At 69.4% G+C, this 19663-nt stretch carries 18 protein-coding genes; 16 read left to right on the top strand and 2 right to left on the bottom strand.

The window, feature by feature from the left end; genetic code table 11:
- Positions 1-221 precede the first annotated feature (221 nt).
- From WG922_RS13095 to WG922_RS13055, 9 genes are all read left to right on the top strand, one after another.
- Positions 222-3560, top strand: a complete 3339-nt coding sequence (locus WG922_RS13095; RefSeq protein WP_340283115.1) for a molybdopterin-dependent oxidoreductase — start codon at positions 222-224, stop codon at positions 3558-3560.
- 13 nt (positions 3561-3573) lie between these two features.
- On the top strand, positions 3574-4365 hold the full coding sequence (locus WG922_RS13090) for a 4Fe-4S dicluster domain-containing protein (protein ID WP_340283114.1): 792 nt from the start codon (positions 3574-3576) through the stop codon (positions 4363-4365).
- A gap of 2 nt (positions 4366-4367) precedes the next feature.
- The gene (nrfD, locus tag WG922_RS13085) at positions 4368-5276 is read left to right on the top strand and encodes an NrfD/PsrC family molybdoenzyme membrane anchor subunit (RefSeq protein WP_340283112.1); all 909 of its coding nucleotides are present in this window, start codon (positions 4368-4370) and stop codon (positions 5274-5276) included.
- Complete coding sequence (locus tag WG922_RS13080) at positions 5273-5497, top strand: hypothetical protein (protein ID WP_340283111.1); 225 nt, start codon at positions 5273-5275, stop codon at positions 5495-5497. Before nrfD ends, WG922_RS13080 begins: the two co-directional genes overlap by 4 nt.
- Positions 5498-5525: 28 nt before the next feature.
- The gene (locus WG922_RS13075; protein WP_340283109.1) at positions 5526-6404 is read left to right on the top strand and encodes a formate dehydrogenase accessory protein FdhE; all 879 of its coding nucleotides are present in this window, start codon (positions 5526-5528) and stop codon (positions 6402-6404) included.
- The gene (locus WG922_RS13070) at positions 6404-6787 is read left to right on the top strand and encodes a hypothetical protein (protein WP_340283108.1); all 384 of its coding nucleotides are present in this window, start codon (positions 6404-6406) and stop codon (positions 6785-6787) included. Before WG922_RS13075 ends, WG922_RS13070 begins: the two co-directional genes overlap by 1 nt.
- 217 nt (positions 6788-7004) lie before the next feature.
- Complete coding sequence (mutS, locus tag WG922_RS13065; protein WP_340283107.1) at positions 7005-9629, top strand: DNA mismatch repair protein MutS; 2625 nt, start codon at positions 7005-7007, stop codon at positions 9627-9629.
- Entirely contained in the window at positions 9626-10453 is an 828-nt protein-coding gene (locus WG922_RS13060; protein WP_340283106.1) for a proteasome-type protease, read from the top strand. Before mutS ends, WG922_RS13060 begins: the two co-directional genes overlap by 4 nt.
- A gap of 26 nt (positions 10454-10479) precedes the next feature.
- Positions 10480-11283 (top strand): alpha/beta hydrolase, encoded by an 804-nt coding sequence (locus tag WG922_RS13055; protein WP_340283104.1) that lies wholly within the window; start codon positions 10480-10482, stop codon positions 11281-11283.
- Positions 11284-11304: 21 nt separating this feature from the next.
- On the opposite strand, the gene WG922_RS13050 is transcribed toward WG922_RS13055, so the two are convergent.
- Entirely contained in the window at positions 11305-12123 is an 819-nt protein-coding gene (locus WG922_RS13050; RefSeq protein ID WP_340283102.1) for an undecaprenyl-diphosphate phosphatase, read from the bottom strand.
- A 154-nt stretch (positions 12124-12277) separates the two neighbouring features.
- On the opposite strand from WG922_RS13050, the gene WG922_RS13045 reads away from it, so the two are divergent.
- From WG922_RS13045 to WG922_RS13030, 4 genes are all read left to right on the top strand, one after another.
- On the top strand, positions 12278-12679 hold the full coding sequence (locus WG922_RS13045) for a DUF2306 domain-containing protein (protein WP_340283100.1): 402 nt from the start codon (positions 12278-12280) through the stop codon (positions 12677-12679).
- A gap of 22 nt (positions 12680-12701) precedes the next feature.
- A complete protein-coding gene (locus tag WG922_RS13040) occupies positions 12702-13766 on the top strand; it encodes a sensor histidine kinase (protein ID WP_340283099.1) in 1065 nt (354 codons plus the stop codon).
- Positions 13751-14539, top strand: coding sequence for a LytR/AlgR family response regulator transcription factor (locus tag WG922_RS13035; RefSeq protein ID WP_340283098.1), 789 nt, complete (start codon positions 13751-13753; stop codon positions 14537-14539). Before WG922_RS13040 ends, WG922_RS13035 begins: the two co-directional genes overlap by 16 nt.
- A gap of 423 nt (positions 14540-14962) precedes the next feature.
- Complete coding sequence (locus WG922_RS13030) at positions 14963-15232, top strand: hypothetical protein (RefSeq protein ID WP_340283097.1); 270 nt, start codon at positions 14963-14965, stop codon at positions 15230-15232.
- A 106-nt stretch (positions 15233-15338) separates the two neighbouring features.
- Here WG922_RS13030 and WG922_RS13025 read toward each other — a convergent pair whose 3' ends face one another.
- On the bottom strand, positions 15339-15767 hold the full coding sequence (locus WG922_RS13025) for a hypothetical protein (RefSeq protein WP_340283095.1): 429 nt from the start codon (positions 15765-15767) through the stop codon (positions 15339-15341).
- Between the two features lie 149 nt (positions 15768-15916).
- On the opposite strand from WG922_RS13025, the gene WG922_RS13020 reads away from it, so the two are divergent.
- The 3 genes from WG922_RS13020 (at position 15917) to WG922_RS13010 (ending at position 19646) form a co-directional block, all read left to right on the top strand.
- A complete protein-coding gene (locus WG922_RS13020; RefSeq protein ID WP_340283093.1) occupies positions 15917-17698 on the top strand; it encodes a glutamine--tRNA ligase/YqeY domain fusion protein in 1782 nt (593 codons plus the stop codon).
- Between the two features lie 150 nt (positions 17699-17848).
- The gene (locus WG922_RS13015; protein WP_340283091.1) at positions 17849-18358 is read left to right on the top strand and encodes a TRAP transporter small permease; all 510 of its coding nucleotides are present in this window, start codon (positions 17849-17851) and stop codon (positions 18356-18358) included.
- Complete coding sequence (locus WG922_RS13010) at positions 18351-19646, top strand: TRAP transporter large permease (protein WP_340283090.1); 1296 nt, start codon at positions 18351-18353, stop codon at positions 19644-19646. Before WG922_RS13015 ends, WG922_RS13010 begins: the two co-directional genes overlap by 8 nt.
- The last annotated feature ends 17 nt before the right edge of the window (positions 19647-19663 follow it).

Here is a 19663-nt window from a genome sequence, read left to right as displayed (position 1 = left end):
TGCCTCTGGCACCGCGTGTCGCCGTCACGCCCGCCGCAGCCCCGGTGCGCAGTGCTCCTGCTAGCCATCTCTTACAGGTCAACCGTTTCGGTCACCCCCAGGAGCTGCCTGCGTCGGTACGCTGGGAACCTCTGCGAGCGCTGCGTGCACGCGCGCTTGCCGCGAAACCGAGCGGCACCGGTCGATTCGACTACGGCGGCTCACCACGCCAGGAGCGCGAGATGGACATTTCACGACGCGACTTTGGACGCCTGCTCGCCGGCGGCGGAACGGCTGCCGGCGCACTGGTGGGCGCAGGCATGAGCCTGGCGCCAGCCGCCGCTCGCGCCCAGCAGTTGCGCATCGCCAATGCAAAGGCCACGCCCAGCATCTGCCCGTATTGCGCGGTGGGCTGCGCCACCCTGGTCCACACGGTCGATGGCCAGGTCGTCAACATCGAGGGCGACTCGCGCAGCCCCGTCAACGAAGGCACGCTGTGCCCCAAGGGCGCGGCCATTTTCCAGTTGCACGTCAACCCCAACCGACCGAAGCAGGTGCTGCACCGCGCGCCTGGTGCGCCCGACTGGGAAGTGTGGGACCTGGAGCGGGCGATGGCCCGGGTCGCCGAGCTGACGAAAAAGACGCGCGACGAAACGTTCGTCGAACGGCTCGCCAATGGCAAGGAGGTCAACTCCACCACCTCCATCTTCTCGCTCGGTGGGGCCACGCTGGACAACGAGTGGAACCACATCCAGCAGAAGCTGATGCGCGGCCTGGGCATCGTGCCCATCGAAAACCAGGCGCGAATATGACATAGCTCCAGTGTTCCCGGTCTGGGAACCAGGCTAGGCCGCGGCGCGGCCACGATGTATCCGAGAGCCATGGAGGACTCGGACTGCGTGGTCGTCATGGGCTCCAACATGGCGGAGAACCATCCGGTCGCGTTCCGCTGGCCGATGAAGGCCAAGGTCGAGCATGGCGCCAAGCTGATCCACGTGGATCCGCGGTTCACGCGCACCAGCGCCATGGCCGACATCTACGCGCCGCTGCGCTCCGGATCGGACATCGCGTTCCTGGGCGGGCTGGTCAATTTCGTGTTGAACAGCGAGCGATGGAACAAGGATCCGTTCTTTCGCACCTTCGTCACCACGTACACCAATGCCGCGACCATCGTGTCCGACCAGTTCCGGGACACCGAGGACCTCGACGGTGTGTTCTCGGGCCTGATGGCCTATACCGGCGAAGCGAAGGAGTGGCCCTTCAACGGCTTCGTCGGCGAATACGAAACGCGGTCGTGGGACTACGCCGGCACGGACATGCAGTCGCGTGGCCGCGTCGCCGACACCGAACGCTCGGGCGAGCAGGACCATGCCTCGCGCCAAGGCGGGCAAGGCGCGCAAGGCGGGCAGAGCGGGGAAGGCGGCCAGGGGAGCGGCGACGCGACCTATGACCAGCGCGAGGAGCGTGCCAAGCGCGCGGTGAAAGCGGCAGAGGGCGGCCCGCCTTACGACAGGATGGTGCAGGCACTGGTCACGCCGCCCGAGCAGCGCGACGAGTCGCTGGCCCATCCGCGCAGCGTGTTGCAGATCGTGCGCCGCCATTTCTCGCGCTACACACCCGAGATGGTCGAGCAGGTGACCGGCTGCCCGCGCGACGTGTTCCTGCGCGTGGCGCAGACCATCCTGGACAACTCGGGCGCCGATCGCACCACCTCCTTCGCCTATGCCGTGGCCTGGACGCAGCACACCTACGGCGTGCAGATCATCGGCTGCGCGGCGCTGCTGCAGTTGCTGCTGGGCAATGTGGGGCGGCCCGGCGCCGGCGTCATGGCCCTGCGCGGCCATGCATCGATCCAGGGATCGACCGATATTCCGACCCTGTACCACTCGATCCACGGCTACATGGCGCATCCGTCGGCGCTGAAGCCGCATGCGTCGCTCGCCGAGTGGCTGGCCGAAGAGACGCAGCCCACCGGCTACTGGGCCAACACGCCGAAGTTCATGGTGTCGTACCTGAAGTCGATGTACGGCGACGCGGCCACGCGCGAGAACGACTTCGGCTATCGCTGGCACCCGAAGATCATCGGCGACCATTCACATATGCCGATGTTCGTCGCGATGAACGAGGGTCGCGTCAAAGGCATGTTCTGCATCGGCCAGAACCCCGCCACCTCGCTGAACGCCAAGGTCGAGCGCGCGGGGTTGCGCAAGCTCGAGTGGCTGGTGGTGAAGGACAACTGGCTGCACGAGACCGCGATGTTCTGGAAGACGGCGCCGGAGGTGCGCTCCGGTGAGATCGCCACCGCCGACATCGCCACGGAGGTGTTTTTCTTCCCCTCCGCGCAGGTGGCGGAGTACGACGGCAGCTTCACCAACACGCAGCGCCTGCTGCAGTGGCACTACAAGGCCGCCGAGGCGCCGGGCGACTGCCGCTCGGACATGTACTTCACCTACGAACTCGGCAAGCGCCTGAAGGCGCTCTACGCCGACTCGACGCTGCCTCGCGACGAGGGCTTCAAGCGCCTGGTGTGGGACTTCGAAGCCGAGGACCCGCGCGAGCGAAAGCGGGGCGAGCCTTCGTCCGAGAAGATCCTCAAGGAGATCAACGGCTACTACAGCGCAGATCCTGCCCGCCACGTGGCGAGCGCCGGAGACCTGGCCGACGACGGCTCGACCAGCTGCGCGTCCTGGATCTACTGCGGCGTGTTCCCGTCGGCGGACAAGAACCGGTCGGCCAATCGTGAGGCCGACCCGCCGGGCGTTCCCGGCGCGCACCTGGGCTGGGGCTTCGCCTGGCCGGCGAACCGGCGCATCCTCTACAACCGCGCATCCGCGGATCCGCAGGGCCGGCCCTGGAGCGAACGCAAGAAGTACGTCTGGTGGGACGAGGCCCAGCGCAAATGGGCCGGCCTGGACGTACCCGATTTCCCCGAGACCAAGCCGCCCACCGACCCGGCCAGGCCCGACGCGACCGGCATGGATGCCCTCTCGGGGAGCGACCCCTTCATCCTGAAGCCCGACGGCGTCGGCTGGCTTTTCGTGCCGGAGGGCCTGGTCGATGGCCCGCTGCCCACCCACTACGAGCCCGCGGAGTCGGTGGTGCGCAATCCGCTGTACAAGCAGCAGTCCAGTCCGGTGCTCAAGCACTGGAAGCTGGCCGGCAACGCGCTGGCCACCCTGGCCGACCCCAGCTACCCGCACGTCATCACCACGTATCGCCTGACCGAGCACTACCTGGCTGGCGCCATGAGCCGCTGGAACCCGTGGCTCACCGAGCTGCAGCCCGAGCTCTTCGTCGAGCTGTCGCCCGAGCTGGCTCGCGAGAAGGGCATTGCCAACCTCGACCGCGTGCGCGTCATCAGCCCGCGCGCTTCGGTGGTCGCGAAGGCGCTGGTGACCAAGCGCATGCAGCCGCTGCGCGTTGCCGGCCGGACGGTGCACCAGGTGGGCATGCCCTTCCACTGGGGCTGGGAAGGGCTGACCACGGGAGACGTCGTCAACGAGATGAGCGCGCTGGTGGGCGATCCGAACGTATCCATGCACGAGGGCAAGTCCTTCGTGTGCAACATCCAGAAAGCCTGAGCAGGAGCGCACCATGGCCGAACCGATGGGCTTTTTCACCGACCCGACCGTCTGCATCGGCTGCAAGGCCTGCGAAGTCGCCTGCAAGCAGTGGAACCAGCTGCCGGCGCTGGACGACGAGCGCAGCACGCTGTCCGGCGACAGCTACGACAACACGCGCAAGCTGGACGGGACGCACTGGCGGCATGTGAAGTTCATCGAGCAGTTCGACGACGACCGCCGCGACGGCCGCTGGACCATGTTGAGCGACGTGTGCAAGCACTGCGTGCAGGCGGGCTGCCTCGAGGTGTGCCCGACCAACGCCATCATCCGCACCGAATTCGACACGGTCGTGATCCAGTCCGACACCTGCAATGGCTGCAAGGCCTGCCTCGCGGCGTGTCCCTTCGGCGTGATCGACATCAACCCGGTGTCCAACACCGCGCAGAAGTGCACCCTGTGCTATGACCGCCTGCAGGCCGGCATGGAGCCCGCCTGCTCGCAGGCCTGCCCGACCGACTCCATCGTGTTCGGCCCCGTGTGGCAACTCAAGCAGCGCGCGGCGCGCCGCGTGGAACAGCTCCATGCGGCCGGCGAGAAGCGGGCGGTGCTGTACGGTGCCGACGACAAGATGCTGGGCGGCCTGAACGCCTTCTTCCTGCTGGTGGACCGGCCGGAAGTCTATGGACTGCCGCCCGACCCGAAGATGCCGAGCCGGAACCTGGCTCCCGGCGCGTGGTTCAGCGTGCTGGGCGCCATCGTCGTCGGTCTGGTCAGCGTGTTCAACTTCCGCGATCGCCGCGCGGACGACATCGACGGAGCCTGACGATGATCGACGCTCCGAGCAGCACCTGGTTCAGCGCCTCGCCGCACTGGCACTGGCTCATCGTCCTGTACTTCATCCTTGGCGCACTGGCCGGCGGCACCTACTTCCTCTCGGCGATGATCGACCTGGCAGGACGCGAAAGCGACCGGCGGCTGGCGCGGCTGGGTTACTTCATCACGCTGCCGCTCCTGGTCGTGATCGGCGTGGTGCTGATCGTCGATCTGTCGCGGCCCGACCGCTTCTGGCACCTGCTCGTCGCAAATCACACGCTGCTGCCGATGTTCAAGTACTGGGTGCCGATGTCGATCGGATCGTGGGCGGTCCCGCTGTTCAGCTTTTTCGCGCTGCTGTCGTGCATTGCCGCCTTTGCCGAGCACCGCCGCCCGCACTGGCACCTTGCGCGGCGGCTGCGGCCGCCAGGCGTCCTCGGCGCGCTCGTTGCCATTCCCGGCGCCCTGCTCGCCCTCGTGGTCACCGGCTATACCGGCGTAATGCTGTCGGTGCTGAATCGTCCGGTCTGGTCCGACACGTCGCTCTTCGGCATGCTGTTCCTGGTCTCTGCCGTCACCATGGCCGCTGCGCTGCTGGTGCTGGGGGCCCGCACGATGGGCTGGCAAAGCGCTGCAGTAGGGGCGCTGCAGCGCATCTGCGTCTGGCTGCTGGGGGTGCAGATTCTCGTGCTGATCGCGCTGTTCATCTCGCTCGGGCCGGCCGCCCGGGGCTGGCTCAACGTCTGGGGACTCGTGCTCGCGATCGGCATTGCCATCGGCATCGTGGTGCCGCTGGTGGTGGCCTTCAGCCGCAGGCGACATGTCTCCCACGGCCTGCCGGTCGCCGCCGCCCTGGTGCTCGCCGGAGGCTTTCTCGTGCGCACGGCGATCGTGTTCGTCCCCGAGGTCAACGCACCATGAAGCGGCTGCCGGGCTTTCTCTGCGTGCTGCTTGCCGCGTGCGGCAGCCCGGAGGCCGAGCGCACGCAGGGCGGGGGGCCTGGCGGCGACATCGGAAACCGCCCTGAGATCGTGCGGATGCATGAGGGCTCGCGCCCCTACCACGACACGCCGCACCTGGTGCCCGGTGCTGCGCCGGCACGGGAATCCGCGAGCCAGGCGCGGGAGTTCGGCCGGCGATGAGCGCCGCTTCGATAGCGGGCAACGCCCGATGAGCGCGCGCTCCCGGCTGGACACCCTGGCCCAGGCGCGCCCCGAGTGGGCGGCGTGGCTGCGCGTCGTGCGCGAGCTCGCCGCCGACCTTTCCGATCCGGCGTGGGATGCGAACCCGCCGCGCACGGCGCCGGCGTCCGATCGGGCGCCGCTGCTCGCCGGTGCCGAGATGCGGCCGGACACCCGTGCCATCGCGCGGCTGCTCGAGCGTCTGTCCGGCGTGGCGCGCGCGCAGGGACTGCATGCGATGGCGGGCGAGCCGAGGCAGGCGCCGGGGACGCCGGCCGACGCACTTGCGGTGTTCATGGCGGCCCTGAACGACGACGACGCGGCACTGGCAATGCAGGCCTCGCGCGCGGGCGCCTCGGCGCAGGGCTGGCGCACGCTCGCCGGCTTGCTGCCCATGCCCCACCTGCACGCCTGCGCGCGGCGCTGGGCTGCCGGCCCACGTGCCGCCTGGCCGCATGGCTACTGCCCGGTGTGCGGGGCCTGGCCGACGTTCGCCGAGTTGCGTGGCGTGGAGCGGGCGCGCCACCTGCGCTGCGGACGCTGCGGCGCCGGCTGGCCTATGCCGGTCCTTGCCTGCACCTATTGCGCAACGACGGACCACGACACGCTCGGCGCGCTGGTCGCGGAGGACAAGAAGGCCCACTTTTCCGTCGATGTCTGCCATCGCTGCTCGGGCTATCTCAAGTCGTGCACGACGCTGCAGGCGACGCCGTCCGACGAACTCCTCGCGGCGGACCTTGCGAGCGTCGAGTTCGATCTGGTCGCGCTCGAGCGCGGCTTCCTGAGGCCGCCGGGGCCTGGCGTCGCGCTGCGCGCGACGCTCTCCGTCGAAGCTGCGTCGATGCCGGCGCGACGCTGGTGGCGGTGATGGCCACGCTGCGGCCGGCCCGGGTATGCACGGCGCTGCTCGCCGCCCTCGATGCGTCCGAAGGGCGCAGCCGCGCCCGCAAGCGCGACCAGACCCCCGACGCGATCGGCCTGGCCATCCGGCGCGACCTGCTCGAGCGGGCCGCGCGCGACGACCCCGAGCCTGACGGGTTCGAGCAGTGGCTGCTCGACTACATCGACGCCAGCCCCAGTCCCGGTGCGGCACGCGCGATGGCCCGCACGGTGCTCGACGAATGGCGCCTCGCGCACCGCACGGAATGGTTTGCAGCGTGGCTCGAACACGGGGCGCACAGCGAAGACGCGCCGGACGCCTGTGCGCCCCGGTCCGGCGGGCTCGGAACGGGACGCGCCCGCGATTCCTGAGTCCATCGCCCCATCAAGGCACGTACCCCTCAGCCCGGGGCGCGAGGCTGGCGTCCCATAAGATGTCGTCCGTTCGCGGTGTAGCCATGGCCTTGCCATTCGGCAGCCGACGACCGGCAGACCACGACAGCCCACCAAGACCGCAACGATGGACGGCCACGCGACGGCAGATGACGGCGACGCGCTCGCACCTCGCACGTTGAGCACCTGATTGCACATGGAAACCTCTGACAAGCCGCGGCCGTCGCAGCCGCCCGGCGACGCGCTCGAAAAGCACACCCCCATGATGGCGCAGTACCTGGCCATCAAGCACGAGCACCCGCACACGCTCCTGTTCTATCGGATGGGAGATTTCTACGAACTGTTCTACGAAGACGCCGAGAAGGCCGCGCGGCTGCTGGACATCACCCTTACCCGGCGCGGTCAGTCGGCCGGGCAGCCGGTCACCATGGCGGGTGTTCCCTTCCACTCGGTCGAGACCTACCTTGCGCGGCTGATCCGGCTGGGCGAGTCGGTGGCCATCTGCGAGCAGGTCGGCGAGGTCGGCGCTACCAAGGGGCCGGTGGAGCGCAAGGTCGTGCGCGTAGTCACGCCCGGCACGCTGACGGACACCGCGCTCCTGAGCGACAAGGCCGAAGCAGTGCTGCTGGCCGTGCACCAGGGGCCCCGCCACAGGCTGGGCCTGGCCTGGATGGCCGTGACGCAGGGCCTGCTGCAGCTGGCCGAGTGCGCCGGTGACGAGCTCGAGGCCTGGGTGGGGCGGATCGCCCCCAGCGAGCTGGTCTACAGCGCCGAGGTCACGCCCGCCTTCGAGCAGCGCCTGAAGGCGCTCGACACCGGCGGCCAGCTCTCGCTCGCGCTGCGTCCGGCCTTCCAGTTCGACGCCGGACTCGGCGAGCGCAAGCTGCTCGAGCACCTGGGGGCGGCCAGCCTGGGGGCCTGGGACGCCGAGGCCCTGGCGCAGGCGCATGCCGCGGCGGCGGCCCTGCTCGGCTACTGCGAACACACGCAGGGCCGCGCGCTCACGCACGTGCACGGCCTGCGGGTGCAGCGAGACGACGAGCTGATTGCCCTGCCTCCCACCACGCGGCGCAACCTGGAGCTGGTGCAGACCCTGCGCGGCGACGACGGCCCGACCCTGTTCAAGCTGCTCGACACCTGCATGACCGGGATGGGCAGCCGCGCCCTGCGCGCCTGGCTGCTCGAGCCGCGCCGCGACCGCGCGCAGGCCGTTGCGCGCCACGAAGCCGTGGCGGCGCTGCGGGACGGGCCCCTGGATACCCTGCGTGGCTGCCTCAAGGGCATCAGCGACGTCGAACGCATCACGGCGCGCATCGCACTGCGCCAGGTGCGCCCGCGCGAACTGGTGGGCCTGCGACTGTCGCTCGCGCAGGCGCAGCAGCTCGCTCCGGTGCTCGCGGGCCAGCCCGGCCAGCTGGCGGCCATCGCGCAGCATCTGGAGCCGCCGCACGGCTGTGCGCCGCTACTGGCGCGCGCCCTGCTCGAAGAGCCGGCGGCGCTGGTGCGCGACGGCGGTGTCATCGCCGCCGGCCACGACGCCGAGCTCGACGAGCTGCGCGCGACCCAGGACAACGCCGACGGCTTCCTGCTGCGGCTGGAGGCGCAGGAGCGCGAACGCACCGGCATCGCCAACCTGCGGGTGCAGTTCAACCGCGTGCACGGCTTCTACATCGAGGTCACGCAGGGACAGCTCGACAAGGTACCGACCGACTACCGTCGCCGCCAGACCCTCAAGAACGCCGAGCGCTTCATCACCCCCGAGCTCAGGGCGTTCGAGGACAAGGCACTGTCCGCACAGGAACGTGCGCTTGCGCGCGAGAAGTGGCTGTACGAGCAACTGCTGGAGGCACTGCAGGCGCACGTGCCCGCACTCACGCGGCTCGCGCAGGCGCTCGCTGCGCTGGACGCGCTGTGCGCCCTGTCCGAGCGCTCGCTCACCCTGCGCTGGTCGCGCCCGGTCTTCACGCGCGAACCGGGCATCGAGATCGTCCAGGGCCGCCATCCGGTGGTCGAGGCGCGGCTCGCGGAGACTTCCAGCGGCGCCTTCATTCCCAACGACACGCGCCTCGGTCCACGCCAGCGCATGCAGATCGTGACCGGGCCGAACATGGGCGGCAAGTCGACCTACATGCGCCAGGTGGCCCTGGTCTGCCTGCTGGCGGCCATGGGCTCGTACGTGCCGGCGCAGGCCTGCCGGCTCGGACCGATGGATGCGATCCACACCCGCATCGGTGCGGCCGACGACCTCGCCAACGCGCAGTCCACCTTCATGCTGGAGATGACCGAAGCGGCGCAGATCCTGCACGCGGCCACCTCGCAAAGCCTGGTGCTCATGGACGAGATCGGCCGCGGCACCTCGACCTTCGACGGTCTTGCACTGGCCTCCGGCATCGCGGCCTACCTGCACGACCGCAGCCAGGCCTACACCCTCTTCGCGACCCACTATTTCGAGCTCACCGAGTTTCCGGCACAGCACCGCGCGGCAGTGAACTGGCACGTGGGCGCGGCCGAGTCGGGGCACGACATCGTCTTCCTGCACGAGCTGCAGCCCGGGCCCGCCAGCCGCAGCTACGGCATCCAGGTGGCGCGGCTCGCGGGCATGCCGGCCGCCGTGGTGAACCACGCCCGGCACGCCCTGGCGGCGCTGGAGACGCAGCAGTTGCAGTCGCGCGAGCAGGTAGACTTGTTCGCGCCCCCGCCCGAGGTCCAGGCAGCCGCGCCGAGTGCGGTGGAGGCTGCACTGGCGGCGCTCGACCCCGATGCGATGAGCCCGCGCGAGGCGCTCGACGCCCTCTACCAATTGAAGAAACTCAAGCCATGACCTATTGCGTCGGCATCAAGCTCAACGCCGGGCTGGTGTTCCTGTCCGACTCCCGCACGAACGCCGGGGTGGACCACATCAGCACCTTCCGCAAGATGATCGTGTACGAGCAGGCCGGCGACCGCTTCATGGTGCTGCTCACGGCGGGCAACCTCTCCATCGCGCAGTCGGTGCGGGAGGTCCTGCAGTCCGAAGAGCTCAACGATCCGGACGGCGGCGCGCCCATCACCATCTGGAACGCGCGCAGCATGTTCGATGCCGCGCGCGTGCTGGGCCAGGCGGTGCGCCACGTCTACCACCGCGACGCGCAGGCCCTGCAGCACGCCGGGGTCGAGTTCAACGTCTCCATGATCTTCGGCGGCCAGGTCCGGGGCGAGGCGATGCGCCTGTTCAGCGTCTATTCGGCGGGCAATTTCATCGAGGCCACCTCCGAGACGCCCTACTTCCAGATCGGCGAATCCAAGTACGGCAAGCCGGTGCTCGATCGCCTGCTCTCGCCCGAGACGCCGCTGCAGGAGGCCACCAAATGCGCACTGGTGTCCATGGACTCCACCATGAAGTCCAACCTCTCCGTCGGCCCGCCCCTGGACCTGGTGGTCTACGAGGCGGACACCTTCCGCTCGGAGCGGCTGGTGTGCATCGACATGGCCAACCCGTACTACCGCATGATCAACAGCAGCTGGGGCGAGAAGCTGCGCGAGGCCTTCGACAGCCTCGAGGACCCGGTCTGGGACGACCCCGGCCAGGCGAACTCGATCAACGTCGAATGCCGACGCGGCAAGCCGCTGAAGAAGATCACGCGCGTCGATGAGAAGCTGATCTGAGCGCGGCTGCACGCTCGCACGCACCCATGCCGCTCATCGTTTTCTCGCACGCCAACAGCTTTCCCGCAGGCACCTACACCCAGCTTTTCGCTCAGCTGCGCAAACGCGGATTCAGCGTCGGTGCGCTGGACAAGTTCGGCCACGACGCGCGCTTCCCGGTGCGCAACAACTGGTGGGAGCTGGTGGAGCAACTGCGCGAATTCGCCGAAAAGCGCGTGGTGCAGGCGGGGGAACCCGCCTGGCTGGTGGGCCACTCGCTGGGCGGCTTCCTCAGCCTGATGTGCGCGGCGCGCCATCCGCATCTCGCGCGCGGCGTGCTGCTGCTCGATTCGCCCCTTCTGGGAGGCTGGCGCGCCACCGCCTTCGGCGCCATCAAGCGCACCCAGCTCGTGGGCGCCATCTCGCCGGGCGCGGTCAGCCGCAGGCGCCGCAACCGCTGGCCCTCGCAGCAGGCGGCGCTGGAGCACTTCCAGCAGAAGAAGGCCTTTGCGCGCTGGGACGAACAGGTGCTGCGCGACTACATCGCCCACGGCACGCACGACGAGGACGGGCACCGGGTGCTCAGCTTCGATCGGGAGGTCGAGACCGCCATCTACAACACGCTGCCGGACAACCTGCCCGCTCTCCTGCGCCGCCGGCCCCTCAAGTGCCCGGCCGCCTTCATCGGCGGGCTGCAGTCCCTGGAGCTGCGGCAGGTGGGGCTCGCGATGACGCAGCAGGTGACGCACGGGCGCATGACCATGCTCGACGGCAGCCACCTCTTTCCCATGGAAAAACCCCTGGCGACGGCCGCCGCCATCGAAGCGGCGCTGCTGGCACTGGGCGCCTGAACGGCGCAGGCGGCGCGCCGTTCAGGCGCCCAGCCAGCCGGCCCAGGAGGCCAGCAGCACCACCGTGCCGAACACGATGCGATACCAGGCGAAGGGCACGAAGCTGTGGCTGGAGATGTAGCGCAGCAGCCAGCGCACGCACACCCAGGCGCTGGCGAACGCGAATACCAGGCCGATGGTGAACATCGGGAGGTCCGCGATGGTCAGCAGCTGGCGCTCTTTCCAGAGGCTGTACGCCCCTGCGCCGATCAGGGTCGGGATGGCCAGGTAGAACGAAAAATCGGTGGCGGCCCGGCGCGACAGCCCGAACAGCATGCCGCCGATGATCGTGGCGCCGCTGCGGCTCATGCCCGGCACCAGCGCGGCGCATTGCGCCAGGCCCACCTTCAGGGCGTCCACGGCGCCTAGGTGGTCCGCGTCCTGGATGCGCGCGAGGCTCTGGGGCCGCTTCTCGGCCCACAGGATGACGAAGCCGCCGACGATCAGCGCGATCGCCACCACCACGGGATTGAACAGGTGCGCGTGGATGAAACCTCCCAGCAGCAGCCCCAGCAACACCGCCGGCGTGAACGCAAGGAGCACGTTCAGCACCAGGCGCCGCGCATGGGGCTGGGACGGTACGGCCACCGCGGTGGCCCGCAGCTTCTGCCAGTACACCAGGATCACCGCGACGATGGCGCCGGTCTGGATGGCGATCTCGAACACCTTGGCCTTGGCGTCGGTGAAATCGAGCAGCGCGCCCGCAAGAATCAGGTGCCCGGTGCTGGAGATCGGCAGGAACTCGGTCAGGCCCTCCACGATGCCCATGATGGCGGCCTTGGCCAGCGTCACGACGTCCACGCACTCTCCCTCGGAAAAAGACGCGGATTATCGCCGCCGTTCGCGGCGCCACGGGGGCGTTTGGCGCCGCCTCCGTGCGTCTCGTCGCATGGCGGTGGCCGCGGCGTCCCGCGGAAAGCACAGTGGCTCCCACTACGTCACGGAAGCTCCTGCCATGCAAACCCTGAACATCGTTGTCGCGATCCACCTCAGCGCCGCGCTCGCGGCCCTGGCGCTCGGGCCGGTCGCCCTCTGGGCGCGCCGCGGCCGCACGCAGCGCCCGTGGCTGCACCGTGCGGCCGGCTACGCCTGGGTCACCTTCATGCTGGTCGCGGCGTTCAGCGCGCTCTTCATACGCGAGGGCCGCCTGCCGAACGTCGCCGGGTTCTCGCCCATCCACCTGCTGGTGCCGCTCACGCTGGCAAGCCTATGGGGCGCCTTCCGGGCGCTGGCACGCCGCGACTTCGTGCTGCACCGGCGCATCATGCAAAGCCTCTACCTCGGCGCCTGTGTGGTCGCCGGTGCGTTCACGCTGCTGCCGGGACGCCTGCTCCACGGCGTGGTGTTCGGCGCCTGAGTGCAGCGCCATACTCGCTGCCATGCCGCCCGCCGCGCTGAATCCTTCCAGCCTCGCACGCCGCGGCCTGCAGGTGGCCGCGCTCAACACCGCCATCGCCCTGGGGCTCACCGTCGCCGGGCCGGAAGGCTTCGCCACCAACCTGCTGTATTCGCAGCTGATCGGATTGGGCATCTGGTCAGCCATCGACCTCGGGCAGGCGCTCCTGATCCCGGACTGGCAGGTGCAGTGGCGCCGTATCGCCGTCCTGGTGCCGCTCGGGATCGTGTGGGGTTTCCTGTTCGGCACGGCGCTGGCCGACGCGATCTCCGGCCGGCCGCCGCTGGCCTTGATGCTGGGTGCGCCGCGGCGCACGCTTGGCCTGCTGGTCCTGAGCATGGCGGCGGCCGCCGCAGCCACCTACTACTTCACGAGCCGCGAGCAGGCACGGCAGGCGCGCCAACGAGAAGCCGCGCTGCGGCGCGAGGCGATGCAGGCGCGCCTGCGCCTGCTGGAATCGCAGCTGCAGCCGCACATGCTGTTCAACACGCTGGCCAACCTGCGCGCCCTGATCGCCGCCGATCCGCCTCGTGCGCAGGAGATGCTCGACCGGCTGGTCGCGTACCTGCGCTCGACGCTCAGTGCGTCGCGCGCGCCGACGCAGCCGCTTGCCGACGAATTCGCGCGCCTGGGCGACTACCTGGCCCTGATGCAGATACGCATGGGGCCGCGCCTGCGCTGCGCGCTGCTGCTGCCGGACGACCTGGCGTCTTGCGCGGTCCCGACGCTGCTGCTGCAGCCGCTGGTGGAAAACAGCATCGTTCACGGTCTGGAGTCGCTGCGCGAAGGCGGAAGCATCGAGGTAAGCGCCCGGCGCGAGCACGACATGCTGCTGCTGGAGGTGGCAGATTCGGGGTCGGGCCTGCCGCCGCGCGGAGAGCGCACCCCGGCCGGATTCGGACTGGAGCAGGTGCGCGAGCGCCTGCGCACGCTCTATGGCGACCGTGCCGACCTGACGCTGCAGCCTCGCGACGGGGGCGGAACGCACGCGCTGGTGCGGCTGCCCGCAAGCACCTTCCAGGAGAACCACGCATGCCCACCGCCCTGATTGCCGACGACGAGCCGCTGCTGGCGCAGGCCCTCTCGTCCGAGCTCGCGCACATCTGGCCGCAGCTGCAGGTGCTGGAGCACGTGGCCGACGGCGTCGCCGCAGTCGAGCGCGCCCTGGCGCTGCGACCGGACCTGCTGTTCCTGGACTTCCGCATGCCCGGGCTCGGCGGGCTCGAGGCTGCCCGCGAGCTGGCGCAGGACTGGCCCGCGCAAGCGCCCTTTCCTGCCATCGTGTTCGTCACCGCCTACGACCAGTACGCCGTGCAGGCCTTCGAACTGCAGGCCGTCGATTACCTGCTCAAGCCGGTGTCGCCGGCACGGCTGCAATCGACCGTGGACCGGCTGCGCCGCAGCGTGGAAAACCGGCATGCCGACCCCGACGCAGTGCTCGACGGCCTGCGCAGGCTGCTGTCCGCAAGCGCGCCCGCAGCGGCCGCGACACCGTACCTGAGCACCATCCAGGCCGCCGTCGGAGCCCATGGCCTGCACGTCATTCCCGTCGAACAGGTGCTCTGGTTCGAGGCGGCCGACAAGTACGTGCGCGTCCTGACCGCCGAGCGTGAATACCTGATTCGCACGCCTTTGAAGGAGCTGCTTGCGCGCCTGGATCCGCAGCAGTTCTGGCAGGTGCACCGCGGCAGCGTGGTGCGCGCAAGCGCCATCGAGGCTGTCGATCGCGACGCATCGGGTCGCATGCACCTGACGCTGCGCGGATGCAAGCAGCGCGTGCCCGTGAGTCGCCTGCACGCCGGCCTGTTCAAGCCGATGTAGTCGGCGGCGGCGCCGGACGCCGACCTATCAGGTGGTGACATTCCGGCACGACGTCGGGGCGCCGTCCTACAAGACGGCTGAGGCGCCGCCCGTCTACTAGCTCCATAGCGAATGCACGAGGCGGCGCAGTGCAGACATGCAGGCGGCGCCTCCCAGGGAAATCACCCCGACTCCTCTGAGTCCCCTCCTCCTCCGGGGTGAGCTGGTCCGGCCCTCCGTCCCGCGACTGGCATATTGGCCCCCAGGCCACAACCTGGGGGCTTTTTTTTGGTCTGGTAGGCGTCGCACCGTGTCGCGCTAAGTTCGTCGCCGTTGCCTCGCCCCGCTTCCGGCCCCGCCGCGGCCCACACCGCCGTACGCCACGGCCCACACCGCCGTGCGGCTGCCGCCGGCACGGGTAGGGCGGCTCCTACCGTCGCGTCCGTGGCCGGCGGTCAGCAGATGTGCGCGGCAGTCACTACGCTGTACGGCATGAAAGATTCGCCGTCCGCGCGAGAGCTCCAGGAGCGCCGCAGCACCGACCGCCCGTCCCGGACGGATGCGCCGGCCGCGCGCGCCGCGCCGGGCGGCCGGAGCGGCTACGGGACCGAAACGTTGCGCCACTACCTGCGCGAGCAGCTTGCGCACAGTGAATTGATGCGATCCGCCACCTGGGCGGGCAACGGCGAATCCAAGCCGCGCGCGAAGGAGTAAGACCCCCGCGTCCGCGCGCTCGGCCGCAAGTAAGAACGCCTCGGCTGCATTGCAGGCGAGGCGTTTGTCCGTGTCGCGTCCGCAAGCCGGAGAGCGACTCACGCAACTAGCGACGGTGGTGTCCGTGCCCGTGTCCGTGCCCTCGTCCGCCGCCGCGGTGCGGGTGCTTGTGCCCGTGCCCATGCCGGTGGGGCCTGCCGTGAAACTGCGGCCCCGGATGCCAGCCATGGATGACGGGCGCCGGCTGGACGTAGTAGCCGGGAGTCCCATAGACCACGCGCGGCGGGCTGTAGACGACAGGCGGGTGCGCGTAGATCGGCGCCGGCTGCACATACACCGGGGCTGGCTGCACGTAGATCGGCGCGGGGCGCACGTACACCGGTGCCACGTTGCCGACGCCGATCGATACGCCGGGCGCGGGCGATACCCCGAGCGACCAGTAGACGTCGGAGCCGGCATGCGCTGCACCGGCCCCACCAGCAAGCGCCGCACAGGCGAGGACCCAACGAAGTCCTGTGGATCGGATGGAATTCATGGCTCGACTCCTGTGGCGGTTGCGCGGGCGAGCCCGGTGCCCTCCCATCCACCGATTGGAAGGGCTGGCCACGCAGGCGTTGGCAACGGCCGGGTCAAACGCGTAGCCAGACGTAACGATGCAGCAGCCGCGCCTAGAATCGACCGCCTATGAGCGCGCCGACCGATAAAGACAGCCCGAAAGCCAGCAACTTCCTGCGCCAGATCATCGAGCGCGACCTGAGCCAGGGCACCTATGCGCAGCGGCACTGGGCCGGCCGCCCCGGCGACGCGGCAACGCACCAGTCGGGGCCGCTCGATCCGGCCCGCATCCGCACCCGCTTTCCGCCCGAGCCGAACGGCTACCTGCACGTGGGCCACGCCAAGAGCATCTGCCTGAACTTCGGACTGGCGCGCGACTATGGCGGCGTGTGCCACATGCGCTTCGACGACACCAACCCCGAGAAGGAGGAGCAGGAGTACGTCGATGCCATCCTCGACGCCGTGCACTGGCTCGGCTTCTCCTGGGATGCGCACGGCACCAGCCACCTCTATCAGGCGAGCGACTATTTCGACTTCATGTACCGCGCGGCCGAATACCTGATCGGCGCCGGCCTGGCCTACGTGGACGAGCAGACCCCCGAGGAGATGCGTGCCAGCCGAGGCGACTTCGCCCGCCCCGGCACCGACAGCCCTTTCCGGGACCGCAGCCCCGAGGAAAACCTGCAGCGCTTTCGCGAGATGCGCGCGGGCAAGCTGCCCGACGGTGCGGCCGTGCTGCGCGCGCGCATCGACATGGCCAGCCCGAACATCAACATGCGCGACCCGGCCCTCTACCGGATCAAGCACGCCCAGCACCACAACACCGGCAGCCGCTGGTGCATCTATCCGATGTACACCTTCGCGCACCCCATCGAGGATGCGCTGGAGAACATCACGCACAGCCTGTGCACGCTCGAATTCGAAGACCAGCGACCGTTCTACGACTGGCTGCTCGACCGCCTGCGCGAGGGCGGCCTGATCAACGCCCCGCAGCCGCGCCAGTACGAGTTCGCGCGGCTGAACCTCACCTATGTCCTCACCAGCAAGCGCAAGCTGAAGCAGCTGGTCGATGAAGGCCACGTGCAGGGCTGGGACGACCCGCGCATGCCCACCATCGTCGGGCTGCGCCGGCGCGGCTACACGCCCGAGAGCCTGCAGCTGTTCTCCGAGCGCATCGGCGTGACCAAGGCGAACGGCTGGATCGACTTCAGCACGCTGGAGATCGCCCTGCGGGACGACCTCGATCCGAAGGCGGCGCGGGCGATGGCGGTGCTCGATCCGGTACAGCTCGTGATCGACAACTGGGACGAGGCCTTCGGCCTCGGGCACCTCGAACCCTGCACGGCGCCGGTGCACCCGCACCAGCCCGAGCGCGGGCAGCGCAGCTTCGTCTTCGGCAAGGAGCTCTGGATCGAGCGCGGCGATTTCGAGGAGGTGCCGCCCAAGGGCTACAACCGCCTCTACCCCGGCAGCCGGGTGCGGTTGAAGTACGGCTACGTGGTCGAGTGCGTGGGTGCCGACAAGGACGAACGCGGCGAGGTGGTGGCCGTGCACGCGCGCGTGTTTCCCGAGACCAAGAGCGGCACCCCCGGCAGCGACAGCGTCAAGGCCAAGGGCGTGATCACATGGGTCAGCGCAGCCGACGCCGTGCCCGCGCAGGTGCGCCTGTACGAGCGCCTGTTCTCCGTGCCGCAGCCCGATACCGGCGAGCGCGATTTCCTCGAAGAGCTCAATCCCGACAGCCTCAAGGTCGTGGCTGCGCAGGTCGAGCCCTCGCTTGCGCAGGCCCGCGCCGACGACAAGTTCCAGTTCGAGCGGCACGGCTACTTCGTCGCCGACCGCAAGGACCACGCACCCGGCAGCCTGGTGTTCAACCGCGCCACAGGCCTGAAGGACACCTTCGCGCGCTGACGCGCCACCGCAGGCGCCGCGGCCGGCCTGGCCCCGGCGGCGCCTCGCCCCCCAACGCGCTTGCGGAGGCCGGCGTCGCCGATCCTGGAATCCCCGAGTGCCAAACGGCGCAAGCCGCTTAAGCTCATGCACCGCACACCCGGGAGCCCCATGCGACGTTTCCTCGACTTCCTCTACGACGGCGCCGCCTGGCTCGCGGCGCTCGCACTGGTAGGCACCTTGTTGATGGTCCTGCTGTCCATCGTCAGCCGGCAACTCGGCTTCCATGTCCCGGGCACCGACGCCTACGCCGGCTACTGCATGGCAGCCGCCGGCTTCCTGGCGCTGGCCCACACCCTCAAGCGCAACGAGCACATCCGCGTGACCCTGGTGCTGGGGCGGCTGCACGGGCGCGCGCGCCACCTGCTGGAGCTGTGGGCGCTGTCGGCGGCCGTGGCGCTGTCGGGGCTGTTCGCTTTCTATTCGGTGCGCCTCGCGTGGCAGTCGCACCTGTTCAACGACATCTCGACCGGCAACGACGCCACGCCGCTGTGGATTCCGCAGCTGACGATGGCGCTGGGCACCCTGATCCTCTTCGTCGCACTGTGCGACGAGTGGGTGCTGGAGCTGCGCCGGCGGCGCACGGTGGAAGCAGTGGCCGAGGGGCAACGCCATGAATGAGTTCGTCGTCACGGCGCTGCTGATCGTGGCGCTGTTCGCGCTGCTGGGCAGCGGCGTGTGGATCGGCCTCACGCTCGCCGGCGTGGCATGGATCGGCATGGAGCTGTTCTCCTCGCGCCCGGCCGGCGACGCCATGGCCGTGACCATCTGGGGCGCGTCGTCGAGCTGGACGCTCACCGCGCTGCCCCTGTTCGTCTGGATGGGCGAGATCCTCTTTCGCACCCGACTGAGCGAGAGCATGTTCCGCGGACTCGCTCCCTGGGTGAGCCGCCTGCCGGGCCGGCTGCTGCACACCAACGTGATCGGCTGCACCATCTTCGCGGCCGTCTCCGGCTCCTCGGCGGCCACCTGTGCAACCGTCGGCAAGATGTCGCTGCCGGAGCTCGATGGGCGCGGCTATCCACCGCAGCTCACGGTGGGCTCCCTGGCCGGGGCCGGCACGCTCGGCCTGCTGATTCCGCCCTCGATCATCATGATCGTCTACGGCGTCTCGGCCGACGTGTCGATCGCCCGCCTGTTCGTGGCCGGCCTGATCCCCGGCCTGGTGCTGGCGGGCCTGTTTTCCGCCTACATCGCGGCCTGGTCGCTGCTGCACCCGGGGCGCATCCCGCAGCCCGACAGCGGCATGTCGATCGCCCAGCGGCTGATGGAAGGACGGCACCTGCTTCCGGTGGTGCTGCTGATCGGCGGTGTGCTGGGCTCCATCTACACCGGCGTCGCCACCGCCACCGAAGCCGCCGCCGTGGGCGTGGTGGGCGCCCTCACGCTGTCCGCCGTGCAGGGCTCGCTCACCTGGCACACCTTTCGCGAGTCGCTGCTCGGCGCCACGCGCCTGTACTGCATGATCGCGCTGATCCTGGCCGGGGCCGCCTTCCTCACGCTGGCCATGGGCTACATCGGGCTGCCGCGCCACCTCGCCGAGTTCGTGGGCTCGCTCGGGCTTTCCCCCTTCGGTCTGGTCATCGCGCTGGCCGCGTTCTACGTGCTGCTCGGGTGCTTCCTGGACGGGATATCGATGGTGGTGCTGACCATGGGCGTGATCCTGCCCACCGTGCAGGCGGCGCAGATCGATCTGGTGTGGTTCGGCGTCTTCCTCGTCATCGTTGTGGAGATGGCGCAGATCACTCCGCCCGTCGGCTTCAACCTGTTCGTGCTGCAGGGCATGACCGGACGCGAGATCACCTGGATCGCACGCGCGACCCTGCCCTTCTTCCTGCTGATGGTGGCGATGGCGCTGCTGCTGTGGTTCGTGCCCGCACTCGCACTGTGGCTGCCCGGCAAGATGTGACGCGGCTGCGCGCCGGG

Origin of the sequence: Ramlibacter sp. AN1015 (assembly GCF_037726105.1) — a bacterium.
GTDB lineage: Bacteria > Pseudomonadota > Gammaproteobacteria > Burkholderiales > Burkholderiaceae_C > Ramlibacter.
This window is presented reverse-complemented; position numbering and strand designations above follow the sequence as displayed.